This is a genomic window from Bradyrhizobium sp. CCGUVB1N3, from assembly GCF_024199925.1.
In the GTDB taxonomy this organism is placed as follows: Bacteria; Pseudomonadota; Alphaproteobacteria; order Rhizobiales; family Xanthobacteraceae; genus Bradyrhizobium.
In genome coordinates, this window is the sequence record NZ_JANADR010000001.1 from 4,707,685 (window position 1) to 4,726,324 (window position 18,640).

An 18,640-nucleotide genomic window follows, 5' to 3' on the forward strand; every position below is an offset into this window, starting at 1 on the left:
CTCCCCTCGCCTCATGGACGTTTTGCGGCGCACAGCGGTCTCTGGGACAATCGCGCTCGTCGTGCTGATGCAGGCGCTGGAGGCTCGCGCCGACCCCGCCTTCGACGCTTGGCGCGCGCAACTCTGGCTGGAGGCCAAGGCGCGCGGCGTGAAGCAGCCGGTGTTCGACCGCGCGACCGACGTCCAGCTCGACCTTGGCCTGCCGGATCTCGTCATCCCCGGCCGCCCCGTGAAGGAGCAGGCCGAATTCGCACGACTGCCGGCGGACTACCTGCCCCGGCAACAGCTCACCGGGCTTGCGAGGACCGGCGCGCGGTATTTCCAGACCTACCGCGACCTGCTCGCGCGCATCGAGGCCGATTACGGCGTCCCCGGCAACGTCGTCATTGCGATCTGGGGCCGCGAAACCGATTACGGCGGCGAGGTGCAGCGCCATCCCGTGTTCCAGGCGCTGGTGACGCAAGCCTATCTCGGCCGCCGCAAGGACCTGTTCCGGAGCGAGCTGCTGATCGCGCTCGACCTGGTCCAGCAGGGAACCATCAGCATGGACGCGAAGGGCTCCTATACGGGGGCGATGGGCCACACCCAGTTCGAGCCCTCGGACTTCCTCAAGTTCGCGGCCGATGGCGACGGCGACGGCAAGATCGATCTCGAGCGCTCCATCCCCGACGCGCTCGCCTCGGGCGCCAAGCAGCTTCGCGACTATGGCTGGCAGCGTGGCAAGCGATGGGGGCTAGAGGTACGTCTGCCGGCAGAGGTCAGCTGCGTGGAGAGCTCGCCCGACATCAAGCGGCCGCTCTCTGCCTGGCTCAAGCTCGGCGTCACGCCGGTGGGCGATGCCGGCACTGCCACCGGCATGCTGCAGGACCAGGCGCAGCTGGTCATGCCTGCCGGCGTTTATGGTCCGGCCTTCCTCGTCTTCGCCAACTTCCAGGCGATCCGCAGCTACAACCAGTCCGACGTCTATGCGCTGTTCGTCGGCCATCTCGCCGACCTCATCGCGGGCGGCGCCCCGTTCGAAAAGCCCTGGGCCAAGCTGAAGCCGCTGCGCAACAGCGACGTCGCGACGATCCAGACGCAGCTCGCTAGAGGCGGCTATTATTCCGATGCGATCGATGGCCGGCTCGGGACGGTCACTAGGCGAGCGATCGGACAGTACCAACAGCGCGCGGGCCTGACCGTCGATTGCTGGCCGTCGCAAGACCTGCTCGCCAGCCTGCGCGGCGCGAGACCGGCTCCCAACTAAAATGTCGAAAACAACCCCATGCAAAGTAGAACGGCCGGCGGCGGGAGGAATTGCTGATTTTACGAAATTAACTTGACGCGTCGGGCAAATCAGGGGTATTGTTCTATCATCGCCGGCAATTGAGTGCGTGGAAGTGTCGACTCGACGGCGACCTGAAATCTGACTCGCGCCTATGTCTTCTCAAACCGGCTGGCTTGGTTGCGGGGACCCGCAACAGCCGCCCCCACAAAGTTGAGCCGATAGCAATTACTTGAGCCTGCAAGGCCTTAGAACCTGCCGATCGCTTCGGAGATTGTTCCCTTATCGGAGATGCCCGGAAGTGCCCGCCACGCTCTTGAGCGACGCGAATGACCCTTGGCAGGCCGCCCGTAGCCTATTTACTTCCCTGCCACCCTGATCCTCCTTGTCCTTTTTGCGCGCGACAGCGCTTCATAATCCTGCTCTGTCTGTCGGGCGTAACTCGCCGCAAACTTCGCTAACGCATCATCGAGGGCATCGCTCTTGCCGCAATAGCCCGCGATCATCGCGACGTCCCCAGACTTCGCGTGCGCGAGCGCCAACGCCCAGCCACACAGCCGGCAATAGTCCGGGAGCGTTTCGAGGTTGTCTACCTTGACCCCACCCTTCATGTCCGCCAGCTGACGAATATAGAACTGCTTTCCTTCAACCTCGCCCCAACCCAGAAAGATATCCGGCGAACCCTGGGTCAGACGCTGACCGAATACCACCCTTTGACCGTGATGCCGGAATGGCAGCTTGAGGTCGACGTATGGCGCCAGAACGGATGCGTTAGCCTCCTTGATCTGCAGGAAGAGGGGATCGCTCTCGCTTGCTCCCTCGAGCATGAGCATCCAGCATTCGGTGCCAACGCTGCCAACGCCCACCACTTTGCGGGCGACGTCTGTGATGTGATAGCGCGAAAGCAGGAGCTTGCGGTCGTAACCGAGCGAGCGAATGTACGAGTGCAGGAAGCGGTCAAGCGCGACTTTAACGGAGGTTCCTTTCTCGGTGTGGGTCTCGCGTACGATCAGCGGAACGTCTTCGATGAATCGATGATGCCCCTTCACGGGCTCGGTCAATTTGTCGAACGTGGTGATGTGTCCTCGTGCTTTCGCCCGATCCATGACATTTCTGGCGAGGCGGCGCGATTCAGGCGACAGGCTGCCCAGTATGGCGCGCTCGTCGATCCGCTGATACCAGACGCTCAGGTATCCCATCTCAGCGTAGCAATCGATATGCTTTCTGTAGGAGCGAACGCATTCACGGGCGGCCTCTTCGGATTGCGCCTGGTCGCCGCCGAGAAAGTTGGCAGCGACAGTGGCGCTGGCTGCAAGTCGCTTGAGATCCCACTCCCAGGGACCAACATGGATTTCATCGAAATCGTTGATCGAGAAAACCAGATTTCTCTCGGCCGTGGCGTAAACACCAAAATTGCTGATATGCATATCTCCACATGCTGCAACGCGAATGCCTGATACGGGTGATGTCGACAAGTCGCTTGCCATGACCGCAGCTGATCCGCGCAGGAAGGCAAACGGGTTCGCGAGCATGCGGCTGTAGCGAACCGGCACTAGCTTCTGGACTCGCGTTGCGTTTTGTCGCTCGAGAATATCAATGGGATCAGCACGGTGACTGGACCGGTCATAGATCGCATGCGACGCGCGTGGCACTTGCTTGCGCAAGGCCTTTCCGGCCTCCATTCGCTGGTTGAAGGAAGGCTTTCTGATCGTGAAACTTTCAAGCAGAGCGCCTTCTTTGGTCGACCCGAGCATCCGGTAAAAACTGGGGTCTACATTGGACTGCAATCGAACCATGCTCGTGCTGTCCTCCAATAGCTTGCGGATCTCTCGCAATGGCGACTTGGGTCGATAGGGTCTCAGAACTCGGGAAGCCCAACCCGCTTCAGATCTCGCTGCCTAGACTACCAGACCAGGATTGGAGATGCCGGGACAAAAGCGGACATCGCGGGCAAGTTGCCTCTTGGCCCCTCGCGTCATTTGCTGCGTCTCCTCAATGCGAGCGCTCTCGGGACCGAAGCGGACATCGATTGGTCGCAAGCACTGCCTGGCTCAGTCGCGAATGACCAGTTGCGGACATATCGAAATCAAAAAAGACCGAAAAGGCCGAGACGAGAAGCGCTTCGGCTCAACTACGGAAGTCCTTTTGTCATCGTAAAGGGATTGAACCCACGTTCCGCGAGGGCAGCCCACGAAGCTGCGCCAAGATGTGACAATCGGAAATAGAGTCGCGGCTTGGTCGGGTCGGTGTCCAACACGAACCCAGTCGGTAACTCGCGGACAGTCGTGGCATAGAACCCACCATCGGGCGACCTCTGGGATTCGATTACAGCGATCAACGACTCTGCCCTCTCAGTCCTGCCGAGCAATTTCGTCAAGAGAGCCATTTGGCCCGTCCCTTCGGTCCACACACCGTCCCGGTCTTCACCGTAAGAAAAGCCCCCGCCGACACTCATTCGCTGTTCGGCGGTCGTCATTGCCGATGCAAATTTCCCGGCCGCTCCGTGAAGCGCTGTTAAAGGCCAGATCTGAGCATCCAGAGCCAAAATCGGATTGTGCGTGACGCCGTCTTCAGCTGTCCCTGCGGCGAAACAGGCGCATGCCGGATCCCACATCGTATTTATGAAGTGCTCGGCAGCCGTTGCCTTATCACGCCAGCGCGAATCGCCTGTACGGATCGCAAGAAGGCCAAACGCGGCGGCGAGGTCAGTATTATGTTCAGTCGATTTCCACGTCCGCACCTCCGGCGTCGGTTCGTGCCCAAACGTACCGCCCGTGAAACCGCCAGCACCGCGCGTATCGGCCCATTGCGCGACCCAGGCGCCAAGCCGTGCTGCACCATCGCGGAACCGAGAGCCGGTGTTCACATCATCAATCGACAGCAACGCCAACATGGCCCATGCCATGTTACCATTATCGCTGCCCACCTGATATCGATCCTCTAACCATTTGTTCTGAGTATTGTCCCACCACCCCGGAAGTTTGACGGGGCCATTCGCCACCACACCCGCGGCGTAAGCGTTCCGGAGCCGTCCATCATGCCAGATGCGGTCGTTATCGATGGCCCAGAGAATCGCCGAGCCAATCCGAAACGCTTTGTCCTGCTCACCGCAACCGACCAATGCGATGGCGGCTACCGCATTGTCATAGAGATAGGCGGCGGCATGGAGAGGCCCCGATTCGACGGTCGGATAGCTGGGTAGGAACAACGGTCCCGATGGCGGTGCCTTATCAATTAGACCAGCGAGGTATCCGCACGCTGACGCTTTTGGTGCTACTGAAGCCTGTAGCGGAGCGGCGGCCATCATGATTGTGAAAGTCGTGACAATCGAGGTGTGAAGGCAGAGCCCGCGATAACGGTAAAAACAGTAAGTAAATGGTTCCGGTAGCATTTCGCTGCCTCTCGTGTCTTTTCAACCAAGTCAGACTTTGGGACATCGGGAAGAAAGCAGGTCAGGATCGAGTAAACAATCGTGCCTTCATCTTCAATGGCAGTTTATGGCCCATCGCGGCAGTTGCTGCGATTGCACAAAGGCGGACGGTATCGGAGCGAAGCGGACATCGCGAACGGTTTATGAGTACGCGTCCTAGTTCGGCAGCCAAGTATTACCGTCCCAACTGCGACCGCTACAACCTCCTGTTGGCACCGGTCTGGTGATCATCGACGCGGGCCTGGACGATCTTGTTGCCGAAATAGTTGGCGGCAAGGCCGATGCCGAGCGCGGCGAGGCTGCCGCCAAAGCCGGGAATCATCGACGATGCAGCCACGGCCGCGCCCTTCGCCAGGAATTGCAAGGCGGTGCCGGTGAAGAAGCTGGGCAGCGTGTCAAACACCGTCTGCAATTGCGGCCTGGCCTGGCGCGCGATATCGGCGAGCTGGAGGACCTTGGAGAGGTCGGGGTTCTTCGTCAGCACCATCCGGCGGAATCAGCGCCTTCAGCTGCTGCAGCACATTGGCGTTTTCCGCGGTGATCAGGGTGCCGGCTTCACTCTGCCCGCCGCACCGTTCGGCGAATGTCCGACGGCGTGGCGTTGTAGACGCGCTTGAAGGTCCGGTTGAAGTAGGACAGGTCGCTGAACCCACAGTCGAAGGCGATCGTGCTGATCGTACTATCCAGAAGGCGAGCGTCGCGCAGCATCCTGTAGGCGTGCGCCAGCCGGAGCGTCAGGACGAACTCGGAAAACGTGGTGCCATCAAGTTCAAACAGCCGGTGGATGTAGCGCGGCGTCACGCGGTGACGGGCGGCTACGGCCGCAACCGATAGCTTGCGATCGACAGGTTGCGCGCGAATGTCAGCCTTGACGGCATAAAGCCTCGCGGCCGCGACACTGCGCCGGGCGATTTCCGGCCCGTCCCGGGTCGCGCCGATTGCCAGCGCGGCGAGGTCGTGAATATGCGTGACGACCGCACTGCCGAGCTCCGACGTGAAGGGCGCTTCCTCGTCGTTCAGGATGCGGCAGTATCCGAGCAACAAGCGCAAGGCCGGGGTATCCGCGCCGATCGGCCGCGCCAGGGCCGCGCTGAAATCGGAAAGCCGGGGTTCGAGCAAACTGCGCGACAGCCGCAAATTCAGATAATCGCACGCTGCCGGGTTCGCGCCCCAAATTTCACCACGCACGCCGTTGGCCGTCAGCGTCGCCTGCCCGTCGTGGATCTCGGTTTCCTGGTTCCCCTGCAACACGCTGCACCCACCTGTCCAGCTCACCACCAGCACGAAGTCGTCGTTGTCCGTCTGGGCAGCCAGATGACGGCAATGGATCGGCGACAGCTGGCCTGTCGAGAGGCTGAGCCCCGGCAGTGCACGGAATGACATGGTCGCGGCGAGCGGCTGCTCGTGCAGCGGACTGACGTCCAGCTTGAGCAGCGAACGGGCGATGATCTCGCAAAAGGCCTCCTGTCGGTCGCGCTCCGGGAACGCATCGGTCGAGAAGTGCGTGGTCGAGAGATCGTAGGGATCGCAGTTCTGCATGTGGGTTTCGATGTTGAAAGAATACCGAGGACCGCTCGCAGCGGATGTCCGCCCCGATTATCCTGCACAGCGATCAGTCGCGGTTATGTTGCGGCCCGTTCGAAATTGCCATCGAAATCAGCGCGCGACGCAGGTTTGTTCGCGCTTGCCGCTGCGAAGGAGACGGCGAGTAGCGTTTGGTCCAGATCGAGTATCGTTGAGTCCCAGCCTCTCGCGCCACGCTGGTGCCTGTGCGCAGCGCACAACCGCGATGGTCGAATCGATCACCATAGCATTTGAACATGATGGCATTTGAACATGCTCCGGCTTTCGTGCGACAAGAGTGGGCCGGTATTCGCGTAACCTGGAGGCCGTCTTGGCCAGCGCCGCCGAAATCGACCAGATCACCATCTCCAGCCGCTCATTTGCGGACCGCGAACGCACCGAAGCATTTTGCGAGCTGTTTGGCCGCAACGTCCTGAAGCTGGAGATGGACCCGCTCAAGGAGGTGCCGTTCGACGTGGAGATGAACTTGCGCGCCTTACCGGGGCTCTCGATCACAACGGCGCAGATGTCTGCGATGACCTGCCGCCATACCGCGAGCATGATCGACAACGACGATCCGGTGCTCGTGTTCGTCCAAAGCGGCGTCGCCACCTATCGGCAGAACGGTCACGAGACCACGCTGCGAGCGGGAGAAGCTGCGCTGACGTCGAACGGGGTCGCCGGGAACGCGACCGGCTACACCACGACCGGTATCGTCCACTTGCGGATCAACCGATCCCTGATCGCACCGTTGGTTCCGAATCTCGACGACGCCGTCGGCAAACCGATCGATCGAGCAAGCCCTCAGCTGAGATTGTTTCTCGGCTACGCCGGGATCCTCAAGGAAGACATCGCGCTTGCATCTCCGGAGGCGCGCCGCTCGGTCGGACTCCACCTGATCGATCTCAGCGCGCTCATGCTGGGCATCGGAACGGAAGGCGCGGAGGTGGCACAGAAGCGCGGAGTGGCGGCCGCGCGGTTGCGAAGCATCAAGCAGCGGATCGTCGCCGACATCGGCCGGCGCGATTTGACACTGAGCACGGTGGCGGCGGACACCGGCATCTCCGCCGTCTATGTTCGCAAGCTGTTCGAGGCCGAGGGAACGACATTCACTGAATTCGTCCTCGGCCATCGGCTCATGACGGCGTATCGGATGCTGACCGATCGCCGCTTCATCGATCGCTCGGTCAGCAGCATTGCCCACGATACCGGCTTCAACGATCTGTCCTACTTCAACCGAACCTTCCGTCGCGCCTACGGCGCGTCCCCATCGGAAATTCGGGGTGAGACGCGGCGCAACCAAGGGGCCCGGTGAGGGTGTTGCCTCCGTAGCTGAGATTGACGGCTAGCGTTGTATCCCTGACGTCCCATTCACTCAGTGTCATTCCGGGGCGACGCGAAGCGGCGACGCTCCCCTCACCAGCTCACTTTCAGCGAGCCCATGCCGGCATAGCTCTGGCCGCCCCTGGAGAACTCGCCAGTGAAACGTCCCGACAATTCCGTCGCGCGGTTCAAGGCCAGGCGCGAGCCGACTTCGACCCGCCCTGCATCGGATGCAGCGCGCGCGCCTTCGACAGTGAAGGCCGGGGTTTGCATCGTGACCAGCGACGCCGTGACGTCGCGGGTCGGGTTGAATTCATGCACCCAGGCGACGTTGGCGAACGGCATCCACATCATGCCGTTGCCGACCTCGACTCGCCCGTCGAACTTGGTGCCGAGGAACACCGGCAGCGAGGACACGGTGTGCGCGGCGTAGCTCAGGCCCAGCACGCCCGGCCCGGCGGCAGTGACGCTGGTTTCGGTGTAGGCAGCCTGCCAAAGTTGCGCGGCCTGGATCGCCGCGTAGGGCGTTACCGAGACCCCTACGAAGCCGTAGGTACGCCCCACCTCGAGCCGCCCGGCGAGCTGGTTGCTGCCGAACGAGCCCTTGGCGGTCTCGTCGGTGCCGATGCCGGTGATGGTGCGCGTCGTGGAGTTGTTGAAGTGGCTGTAGGCGAGTTGCGCCGAAACGTAAGACGCGCCGAAGCGCTGCATCGCATAGGCGCCGACATGCGCGCCGTCGACCCGGCCGGAGGTGGCGCGATCGTCGACGTTGAACGTCGCGCTGGAGCCACCGGCGGCGATGCCGACCAGCAGGTCGGGGTTGAGGAGATGATCGACGCCAGCCGCACCGCCCGCGATGCGATCGCTGAAGCCCGCGCTGCCAACCGTCGTGTCGCCCGAGAGCGACTGGCCGGCGCCGAAGCCGGACGCCCAGACATTCCATTGCGGCTGCACGAGCGGCGGTGCCTTCAGCGCGTTGAAGGCCGAGGTCGTCGGTTGTTCCGCGGCGTAGCCGAGCGCCCCCGCGCCCGTGACCTCGCCGCGGTGACCGGTGCGCCACGCGTCCATCTGGCCGTCCATGCTCTGGCCGAACATGCTGCCGGCGGCAAAGGCGGTGTTTTGCGTGCCGCTCGTGCCCTCACCCGAGAGCTGGTCGAGCACGCGCACTGAGCCGGCCGCCAGGAGCTGCGAGTAGAACGTCGCGGCCGCGCCCGTGAGCGACGGCGAATAGCCGGCCTCCAGCGCGTTGCCGACCGCACGCTGGTTGGCCGTCTCGCCCGCAACCGCGCCGAAGCTCTGGCGCGTCAACGTCACGTCGACGGCGTTAGTGCTATATGTCGCCGCTGCTGTGAAGAAGGCCGACGACGACGTGACGCTGGCGAACTGGCCCGCGACCGAGGTGCCGCTCTGCAGCACATTGGTGTAGGTCGTCGACGATCCGTACAGCCCGGGCTGCAGCACGGCGCGCAAGGTGCCGTTAAGGGTAACCTGACCTGTGACAGTCAGGCCATCATAAAGGCCGGTATTGTCGACGCGCAGCGCCAGCGTGCCCTGCGCGGTTTGGGTGAACGTGCCACCGAAGGTCAGATTGTTCGCCGCAAGCGTTGTCCCCGGATTGGTGATGGTGATCAGCCCGGTATTGGTCAGGCTGTTGCCTGAACCGGAAACGGACATTTTCCCGTCCAGCGTGCCGTTGTTGGTGATGGTGTTGCCGTTGGTGCCGAAGGAACCCAGCGAAGAGCCGTTGGGGCCGCCCACGATCGTGCCGTTGTTGACGATGGTACTGTTCGCGCCGTTGAACCAGACGCCGATTCCAAGGCGGCCGCTCGCGCCGATCAGGCCATTGTTGATCACGGTGCTGCCGTCATCCATGTGGACACCCTCGCCACCATCGGCGGCTGCCATGATCGTGCCCGTGTTGGTGAGTTTGCCGTTGTACCCCAATTCGACGGCGTCGCCGCCGAAGACGCCGGAGGAGACCTTGATGGTGCCGGAATTGATAATGGTGGTACCAACGGCTTCGTCTTCGATGCCGAAAGACGCCGCCCCGGTCAGGATGATGTTGCCGGAATTGGTCAGGGTGTTGCCGGTGCCGTTGCGCAACGTAATGCCGGAGACAAGGGTCGCCGTCGAGCTGATTGTCCCGGCATTGCTGAGAATGTTGTTGTCGCCTTTCACATACATGCCGGTGGAGTTGGCGCCGAGCGTGATGGTGCCAGCATTGGTGAAGACGTTGTTGTTGAACCCCCGAATGCCGGTACCTCCGGTACCTCCGCCGACGGCGATGGCGCCGTTGTTGGTCACGACATTGCCGTCAGCAAGATCGATGGGATATGTAGCCGTGATCGAGGCACCGGGCTGAACCGTCAGGGTCAGGTTGTTTTCGGTACCCGTGCCGAACCCGGTGCTGCTGGCGCCGTCACAGGTGACGGTGCTGCCGGACTGCACACAGGCGGCCGCGACTGGCGCCGTCGAGATTGTGACCGCGGCGGCCACGGTGAGAGAAAAAGAAGCGGCTAGCGTCAAAGATCGTCCAGCCCACGGCCCGGAGTTCGACTTCGCCAGGTACACCTTCTTGATCTGCATCGCGTCGTCTCTCGTTGTCATCAGTCAATCCCAAGTCTTGCATTTCCAAGTCTTGCGGCCGAAGCAGCCGCCGGTTGGCACATTGGCCGGAGCGCGCACGGTCGTCCCCGGAGCAAATTCGTCGTTTGGATTGGTGGAGGCCGCATCACCGGCGGTTGCCCTCGCCGATCGTCATCAGAACCTCACCGTGAGAAATTCGAGCTCTCGTTCAGTGGGAAAAACACGACCACCCCCATCGCTGCAGCTACGTTCCCGTTTCACCATTCTCACCAGCTCACCTTGAGCGCGCCCATGCCGGCGTAGCTCTGGCTGCCCTTGGCAAATTCGCCGGTGAAGCGGGTGGACAGTTCCGACCAGTGGTTGAGGGCGAGGCGCGAGCCGACTTCGACCCGGCCGGCATCGGATGCCGCATGCGCGCCTTCGACGGTGAACGCCGGGGCCTGCAGGGTGATCAGCGACGCCGTGACGTCGCGGGTCGGCGAGAACTCGTGCACCCAGGCCACGTTTGCGAACGGCATCCACATCATGCCGTTGCCGACATCGAAGCGGGCGTCGAACTTGGTGCCGAGGAAGACCGGCAGCGAGGACACGGTGTGCGAGGTGTAGCTCAAGCCCATCACGCCCGTTCCGGTCCCGGCCGTGCTGGTTTCGGTGTAGGCAGCCTGCCAAAGTTGCGCAGCCTGAATCGCCGCGTAGGGCGTTACCGAGACACGGGCGAAATCGTAGGTACGGCCCACCTCGAGCCGCCCGCCGAGCTGGTCGCTGCCGAACGAACCCTTGGCAATCTCGTCGGTGCCGATGCCGGTGATGGTGCGCGTCGTGGAGTTGTTGAAGTGGCTGTAGGCGAGCTGCGCAGAGACATAGCTCGCGCCGAAGCGCTGCATCGCATAGGCGCCGACATGCGCGCCGTCGAGCCTACCCGAGGTGGCGCGATCATCGACGCTGAAGCTTGCGCTGGAGCCGCCGACGGCGATACCGACCAGGAGGTCGGGATTGAGGAGATGATCCACGCCAGCCGCACCGCCCGCGATGCGATCACTGAAGGTGGCGCTGCCAACCGTCGCATTGCCCGACAGCGACTGGCCGGCGCCGAAGCCCGACGCCCAGGCATTCCATTGCGGCTGCACGAGCGGCGGTGCCTTCAGCGCGTTGAAGGCCGAGGTCGTCGGTTGTTCCGCGGCGTAGCCGAGCGCGCCCGCGCCCGTAACCTCGCCGCGATGACCGGTGCGCCACGCGTCCATCTGGCCGTCCATGCTCTGCCCGAACATGCTGCCGGCGGTAAACGCGGCGTTCTGGGTGCCGCTGGTGCCCTCGCCCGAGAGCTGGTCGAGCACGCGCACCGAGCCCGACTGCAACAGGTTGGAGTAGAACGTTGCCGTGCTGCCTGTCAGCGCGGTCGAATAGCCGGCCTCGAGCGCGTTGCCGACCGCACGCTGGTTGGCCGTCTCGCCCGCAACCGCGCCAAACCCCTGACGCGTCAGGGTCAGGTCGACGGAGCTGGCATTGTAGGTCGCAGCCGCCGTGAAGAAGGCCGATGACGAGGTGACGTTGGCGAACTGGCCACCGACAGAGCTGCCTTGAACGACATTGGTGTAGGTGGTCGTCTGTTGATACAGCCCAGATTGCAGCACGGCGCGCAAGGTGCCATCGAGCTTGATTTGTCCGGCCGACAGGCCGTCGTGGAGGCCCGTGCTGTCGACGCGCAGCGCGAGCGTGCCCTGCGCCGTCTGCGTGACCGTGCCGTTGAAGCTGAAGTTGTCCGGCGCAAGCGCGGTTGCCGGGTCGGTGATGGTGATGAGCCCGTTATTGGTCAGCGTGCCGCCGTTGCCCAAGAGGGACACGGCGCCATCGAGCGTGCCGTTGTTGGCGATGGTGTCGCCGGTGGAGCCGAGGGAAACCAGCGAGTAGCCGCCGACCCCGCCCTTGATCATGCCGTTGTTGATGAGCTTATTGCCGCTACCCCCGAGGAACACCCCAGAGCCGGCGGCGCCGGTCGCAACGATGGTGCCGCCATTGATTACGATGTTGCCATTGTCGACGATGCCCAGGCCGCCATCGCCAGCGGCCTTGATTGTGCCGCTGTTGGTAAAATTGTTGCTCTTCCACAGGTAGACGCCCACGCTACTGGAGCTACTACTGCTGCCGACCGTGATGGTGCCGGAATTCTGGACGGTGTTGCCGGTGCCGTCGACTTCGATACCGGTCGCATAGACGGTCCCGGTCAGGGTGATGGTGCCGGAATTTATGACCAGGTTGCCGTCGCCTCCGACCTTGAGGCCGCCGACGTAGCTCCCTGTCGAGCCGATCGCGCCCGAGTTCGTCACGGTGTTGTTGTTGGCGGTCATGAGTATCGCCGTGGCCTGGTCGCCAACCGTGATCGTGCCGGCATTGGTGAAGGTGTTGTTGTTGCCGCCCTGCATGCCCACGCTCTGGTTGCCGGCCGTGATGCTGCCGTTGTTGATCGCGGTGTTGCCGTTGTTGAGATTGATGCCGATCCCGCCGTTCGAAGGCACCGTGATCGAGGCGTTCGACTGGACCGTCAGGGTCAGGTTGTTTTCGGTGCCGGTGCCAAAGCCGGTAGTGCTCGCGCCGTCACAGCTCACGGTGCTGCCCGACTGCACGCAGGCGGCGACCGCCGGCCTTGCCGGGATCGCGACCATTGCGGCCGCCGACAACAGGAACGGAGCGGCGAACGTCGGGACGAGCCCGAATCGTACCCTGGCGGCGAATACCGGCAAATTCACAGTCTTCATCGGTGCCACACCATTTCTCGATTTCATCAATTGCTCCCAACTCAATTCTTTGCCGCCGAAGCGGCCGTCGCCGGTAAATTGTCACGATGACATCGTCGCCGATCGTCATCAGAACCTGACTGCAAACGTGCCCTTCACGCTCTGGTCGGTCGCACTCCTCGCGAACTGGCCGCCATAGGCGACGCCGAACGTCGCATTCGGGGTGATAGCGAGATCGAGCCCGGCTTCGACGAGCGCCGCATCGCGCGCGATCGGCACGCCTGCGATGGTGAAGGCGGAGCCGCCCGAGAAGGCGAGGGTCGACAGCGGCGTGGTGTCGCCGAACGCGTGACGCCAGCCGAGCGTGCCGCGCGCGGTCATGCCCATGCCACTGAGCGTCGCGACCTGCGACGCGCCGCGCAGCCCCAACGTGGTGAAGGTGACGCCGATCTTGTCGGCCTGGCTGGTGAGCGCCGCCGCATTGCCCTGCTCGACGAAGCCGTCGGTCGAGAGGTTGACATAGGCGAGATTGGCGAACGGCTCGAACGAGAGCTTGCCGAGAGCGGTGCGCCCGGCGTCGATGCGATAGCCGAACTCGCCGAACGCCTGCGCCGTGCGCGCGCCGTAGCTGCTCTTGAGCGTATCCATGAAGCCCGGGAACGCCACCGTGCGGCCCATGCTGAGCTCATGCCAGGTGTAGATGCCGCCGGTGCGGAAGGCGAGGTTGCCCCATTGCGTGCCGCCATAAAGGCCGAGGCTGTAGTCGTCGCTGCTGCCGGACGACCGACGATCGCCGACCCGGACGTTGGAATGGCCGTAGCCACCGAGCAGACCGACGCGCCAGGTTTCGGCGACGCGGCCGTCGGTGCCGACCACGATCCCGCCGGTGCTGCGGCTGAGCGACGCCGCATTGCCGTCGCCGCGGGTCGAGCCCCAGGAGCCGAAGCCGCGGGCCCACACGGCATACCGATCCGTGTCGGCGGACGCCTTCACCGGTCCGACCGCGGCATAGGCCATCGACGGCGCGCCGACGCTGTCGAAAGCCGCACGGAGCCGATCCAGCGCGGCGTCGCGCGTGAAGCGGCTGTCGTCGATCAGGACACCCTTGGCCGAGGCGTGGATCTCGCCGGACAATTGGTCGAAAGCATTTTGAGATTGCTGCGCCGAGAGATTGAGCATCGCGCCAACGAGAGCGTTGCCCAAACCGAGGCTGTCGAGGCCGCCGCCGGTCGCGACCTGGTTCGGCGTGACGCCGACGGAGGCGAAACTGACGCTGTTGCGGGTCAGCGTCAGATACACGTCGTTGGCATCGTAGCTGAGCGACGGCGTGAGATAGGCGAGGTTCGAGGTGACGCTGTCGAAGGTGCCACTGACGCCGTGCGCGGCCGTGATAATGGTGTAATTGGTGCTCGCTGCGTAATTGCCGGCGCCGGCCAGCACCTGCACCGTGCTGCCATTGATGATCGCAATGTTGCCGGAAACGATCTTGTCGCTCTGTCCTGCGGCATTGACCTCGACCTGGTAAATTGAACCGGTTGAGAAGTTGACGTTGCCGAGGGTGGTCAGCGTACCGATCGAATTGCCCGGGGCGATGATGCCGCCGACCGTACCGGTGCCGCCGAGGATGCCGCCGTGCGCCACCGTCACGAGCCCGCCCAGCGAACCGTTCACCGCGAGCCGGCCGCCGCTCACGTCGGTCGCGCCGGTGAAGCCGCTGGAGTCGGCGGTCAGGATGGTCTCGCCCGCAAGCTGGTTGATCGTGCCCGCGCCGCTAATGGCGGCCGCGAACACGTAACCCGAACCGGTGTGGTTGAAGTTGATGGTGCCGGTGCCGAAACCGAACTGCACGCTCGCCGCATTCAGCGTGCCGGGCGCCACCGGTGTCGCGCCCGGCGCCGCGCCGATGTTGAGTGTGCCGGAACCCGACAGGTCCGCGATCGCAACGGGATTAGCGCCGGGCGCCGACACGACGCCTCCGTTGCTGATGGTCAGCGTGGCGCTGCCGAGGCTCCCGATGATGAGCTGGCCATTGGCTGTCCATGTCGAATTGGCACCATCAACCAAAACGGAACCGCTGGCGCTGGCGGCGTTGCCGATGACGCTGGCGGTGGCGACCGTGACGGAGCCGCCATTTGTGACGTTCAAATAACCCGTGCCGCCGACCCCGACGTAGAGCCGGTTGGCAGTGATAGAGGAACCCGCACCATCGACGGTCACGCTGCCGGTCGCACCCGGCATCGCCCCCAGGCCGACCTGGGTGCCCGTGACGGCACCTCCGGCGAGGACCGATAACAATCCAGCGCCGCTCACTCCGACCGAAATCGGGCCGGCAGAGGACAATGTCGAGCCTGCCCCGGTTACGGTGAGGCCGCCGGTCGAACCGAGAAGCCCCGCAATGTCGACGCCTTGAACGCTCAGCGTTCCGCCGTTCTGGACTGTTAGAAATCCCGAGCCAAGCAAACCGACGGTGAGCGTCTGGGCGCTTGCACTTCCACCACTGATGATCGTCGCGTTCGGCGTCAAGGTGTCGACGGTGACCGTATCCGCCGATGTCGGCACGTTCGTGCTCCAGTTTCCAGGGTCGTACCAGTTGGTCGAGTTCGCACCGGTCCAATCCGAAGACCCCGCCTCGGCCGGCGACATGCAGCCCACGGCCACCAGCGCGGTCGAGCCGAGCAAAAGGGCGGCAAGCGGCACGCCCCGGCGCCGCCGCGTCGCACCGCGGGAGCCGTCGGATCGAACGCGTTTGGCGCAGGCGAAGCAGATCATCTTGGGCACTTTCGAGACGTAAACGCGCGGCGAATCCAGTGAACTGCCGATCCGCCGGAACGTTAGTTGGCGCACTCCGCGAAGGCTTGGACAGGATCGAACAACGACTAGGCTTGCGCGCTACACATCGCCGGGTTCGCGGCGTGTGTTGCGGAACGACCACACGGACTGGGGCGTCAGGGCACGAAGCCGTTGCGCGCCGGCCGCGTTCGGATGTCCGACGGTGTCGCGCCGTAGTAGCGGCGAAAGGACCGGTTGAAATAGGACAGGTCGCCGAAGCCGCATTCGAAGGCGATGACGCTGATCTGCCGATTGGCGAAGGTGGGATCGACCAGCATGCGATAGGCACGGCTCAGCCGTTGCATCAGAACAAAATGGCTGAGGCTGGTGCCGTCATTGTCAAACAGCTTGCGGATGTAGGCCGGCGAAATGCCATGCCGCAGAGCGAGCGCTTCCGCGGAAAGGTCGTGCCCCATGATATTCGAAGTGATATCCGCCTTGAGCGCCTTAAGGCGCGCCGCGCGAACGCCGCGTCCGTTGGCAATATCCACCGCCTCGCGCGTCACGCCCACCGCCAGCCCAATCAGATCCTGCAAATGAGTTGCGCACGCCACCCTGAGGTCCGTTGTCGAGGCCTCAAGGTGCCCTTTCTGGAGAAGCGCGAGATAGTTGCGGAGAAGACGCATCGGCGCCAGATCCGCCGGCAACAGGCGCATCAAGGCGTCGTCGACGTCGGCAACGGGAATCACCGCGCGCGGAACGACGAGCGCCACGAAATCGATCGGCATCCCGTAGTCGCAGCTTCCAACCGAAGCATTGGACCAGAGCACGGCTTCGCCTTTGCGAAAAACCACCTCGCGCCCGCGCTGATTGATCGTCGCCTCGCCCTCGGTCATCATGGCAAAGACGAAATCGTCGCTACCGTCCGCAACCAGGTTCGGCGTGCGCATCACCCGATTGGCGGAGCTGCTGATCGAGGCCATGGTGACACCGGGCAGGGCATGAATTTGCGCTTCGCTGCGGAAGGGCTCGCCCCGCGCCGGGTCCATCTCCATCTTGACGACCGAGCGGCCGAAAACCTCGCGCCAAGCCTCGATCTTGTCGTTGTCGGCGAAGGCATCAGTCGAAAACCTAAGATGCGACAAACGCTCTCCTCGCGCTCTCAATGCGAGGCACCATAGGATCGAGTGAACGGCCTGGCTCGGACTCGACGGAACTCCGGTGCGGACTACCGAGGCAAAATCGTCTCCGGAGAGCGTGTTGCTGCGGTGTCACGTCGAAGCTGCCTGGATACGGCACGACAAGCGACGGAACGATGCGAAGTCTCACGCAGTCCTGATGATTGCGCGACCGACGCGACCGCTACAACCTCCTGTTGGCGCCGGTCTGGTGATCATCGACGCGGGCCTGGATGATCTTGTTGCCGAAATAGTTGGCGGCAAGGCCGATGCCGAGCGCGGCGAGGCTGCCGCCAAAGCCGGGAATCATCGACGATGCAGCTACGGCCGCGCCCTTCGCCAGGACCTGCAAGGCGGTGCCGTCCGTGAAGAAGCTGGGCAGTGTGTCAAACACCGTCTGCAATTGCGGCCTGGCCTGGCGCGCGATATCGGCGAGCTGGAGGACCTTGCCGAGGTCGGGGTTCTTCGTGAGCACATCCGGCGGAATCAGCGCCTTCAGCTGCTGCAGCACATTGGCGTTTTCCGGGGTGATCAGGCTCTTCAGGTCGATGCCTTGCAGCTGGCGGAGACCTTCCTTGATCGGCTCCAGCTTGTCGGCCGGCGCTCCCGACGACAGGAAGATCTGGAGGTCGTTGAGAAACTTGAACAACCCCTGCGGCAATTGTCCGCTTGGCGCTGATACCACCGGCGCGCCCGCCGAATTCGCCATCTCGACGATGCCGCTGTTGCCGATGCCCAGCACACCGAGGATCGACGCGATCCAGCCGGCAGTCTTGGTGTGATCCGCCTGTATGACGGTCTGAGAGCCCATCTTGCGCAAATCGTTGGCCGTCGCCCGCACGCGATCGGGATCGAGCGCACGCGGGCGCGCGGTCGCGAATGCAGCAGCGGTCGCAGCATCCGCGACCCCCGTCAGCGGCAGATTGTTGTCGGCCTGGAACGCGAGCAGCGCCGCGCGCGTCAGCGGCCCGTACTCGCCATCGATCGCACCCGGCGGGTAGTCGAGACGCTGGAGCTGCTGCTGCACGAACGTCGCGCTGATGGATGGCAGGGGCGCGTAATTGCCCGCCACGCCGATGTTTGCGAGCGCAGGCGCGCCCGTCGTGAGATTGTTGAACGCCCCGAACTGCGGCCTTTGCGGATTGGGATCATTCGGGTCGACGCTCAGGCCGTAGAGCGTCGAAGGCAGGCGCTGATGCAAATTCCATTGCCCGGAGCGCAGGAAGGCGGCAGTGCCGTTGAAACCGCCGGATTGGGAGACCCAGGTGTAGGACACCAGTCCGGCCCCGAGCAGCGCCTGGCACACCGCGCCGCTGCCATAGACCCCGACCTGATAGGAGGCGGCGCCCGCCTCGCCCTTCAGGGCCTGCCGAACCGCGGTAAAATACGGAACGATGCGCGTGCGGATGTCCGCATCCGAGGCATCATAATCGACGGCGAAGTAGATCGCTGAACCCGAGGGTTGACCGATGACGTCCGCCGCATAGTCGCGCGCGTGGGCGCCGTCCCTCGCACCCGCATCCTGCGAGAACGATGCCGCGGAATCGCCGGCGCCCTGGTAGACGATTGCAAGCCTCAGCCCCGCGCGAATGATGGCTGCGGCCTCGTCCGCCGTCAGCCGTTTTTCCGCCTGCCGCGTGTTGCGGCAATAATAGCGGATGATGGTATCGACGCCGTTCTGCCTGAGGGAGGTGAGATGCGGCGTCGTCCGCATGTTGGTGTCAATGATCATGGCTCGCCCCCGAGTTGGACGGATTGGCCGTGTCGGCCGACATGATTGCCTGGGTGGGTGTCG

The 18,640-nt window shown here is 63.5% G+C and carries 11 protein-coding genes; 2 read left to right on the forward strand and 9 right to left on the reverse strand.

What is annotated here, in order from left to right; all coding sequences use genetic code 11:
• Positions 1-13 precede the first annotated feature (13 nt).
• Positions 14-1,246 carry a lytic murein transglycosylase gene (locus tag NLM33_RS22505; protein ID WP_254098832.1) on the forward strand — a complete coding sequence of 411 codons (1,233 nt, stop codon included), beginning with the start codon at positions 14-16 and terminating at the stop codon, positions 1,244-1,246.
• A 377-nt stretch (positions 1,247-1,623) separates the two neighbouring features.
• On the opposite strand, the gene NLM33_RS22510 is transcribed toward NLM33_RS22505, so the two are convergent.
• The 4 genes from NLM33_RS22510 to NLM33_RS22525 all read right to left on the reverse strand — a co-directional run bounded on the left by NLM33_RS22510 (position 1,624) and on the right by NLM33_RS22525 (position 6,233).
• Positions 1,624-3,060, reverse strand: coding sequence for a DUF2252 domain-containing protein (locus NLM33_RS22510; protein WP_254098834.1), 1,437 nt, complete (start codon positions 3,058-3,060; stop codon positions 1,624-1,626).
• 335 nt (positions 3,061-3,395) lie between these two features.
• Positions 3,396-4,655: a hypothetical protein gene (locus tag NLM33_RS22515; RefSeq protein ID WP_254098836.1), complete on the reverse strand. Its 1,260-nt coding sequence runs from the start codon at positions 4,653-4,655 to the stop codon at positions 3,396-3,398.
• A 235-nt stretch (positions 4,656-4,890) separates the two neighbouring features.
• Complete coding sequence (locus NLM33_RS22520) at positions 4,891-5,181, reverse strand: hypothetical protein (protein WP_254098838.1); 291 nt, start codon at positions 5,179-5,181, stop codon at positions 4,891-4,893.
• Between the two features lie 68 nt (positions 5,182-5,249).
• Entirely contained in the window at positions 5,250-6,233 is a 984-nt protein-coding gene (locus NLM33_RS22525; protein ID WP_254098840.1) for an AraC family transcriptional regulator, read from the reverse strand.
• A gap of 355 nt (positions 6,234-6,588) precedes the next feature.
• Between NLM33_RS22525 and NLM33_RS22530 the strand changes: the two genes are divergently transcribed.
• Positions 6,589-7,572 carry an AraC family transcriptional regulator gene (locus tag NLM33_RS22530; protein ID WP_254098842.1) on the forward strand — a complete coding sequence of 328 codons (984 nt, stop codon included), beginning with the start codon at positions 6,589-6,591 and terminating at the stop codon, positions 7,570-7,572.
• A gap of 101 nt (positions 7,573-7,673) precedes the next feature.
• Here the strand turns inward: NLM33_RS22530 and NLM33_RS22535 are convergent, their stop codons facing one another.
• From NLM33_RS22535 to NLM33_RS22555, 5 genes are all read right to left on the reverse strand, one after another.
• A complete protein-coding gene (locus NLM33_RS22535) occupies positions 7,674-10,187 on the reverse strand; it encodes an autotransporter domain-containing protein (protein ID WP_254098844.1) in 2,514 nt (837 codons plus the stop codon).
• A gap of 245 nt (positions 10,188-10,432) precedes the next feature.
• Positions 10,433-12,946: an autotransporter domain-containing protein gene (locus NLM33_RS22540; protein WP_254098846.1), complete on the reverse strand. Its 2,514-nt coding sequence runs from the start codon at positions 12,944-12,946 to the stop codon at positions 10,433-10,435.
• Positions 12,947-13,027: 81 nt separating this feature from the next.
• Complete coding sequence (locus NLM33_RS22545) at positions 13,028-15,595, reverse strand: autotransporter domain-containing protein (protein ID WP_254098848.1); 2,568 nt, start codon at positions 15,593-15,595, stop codon at positions 13,028-13,030.
• 248 nt (positions 15,596-15,843) lie between these two features.
• Positions 15,844-16,812, reverse strand: a complete 969-nt coding sequence (locus NLM33_RS22550) for an AraC family transcriptional regulator (RefSeq protein WP_254098850.1) — start codon at positions 16,810-16,812, stop codon at positions 15,844-15,846.
• A gap of 217 nt (positions 16,813-17,029) precedes the next feature.
• Positions 17,030-18,577 carry a glycoside hydrolase domain-containing protein gene (locus tag NLM33_RS22555; protein ID WP_254098853.1) on the reverse strand — a complete coding sequence of 516 codons (1,548 nt, stop codon included), beginning with the start codon at positions 18,575-18,577 and terminating at the stop codon, positions 17,030-17,032.
• Between the last annotated feature and the right edge of the window lie 63 nt (positions 18,578-18,640).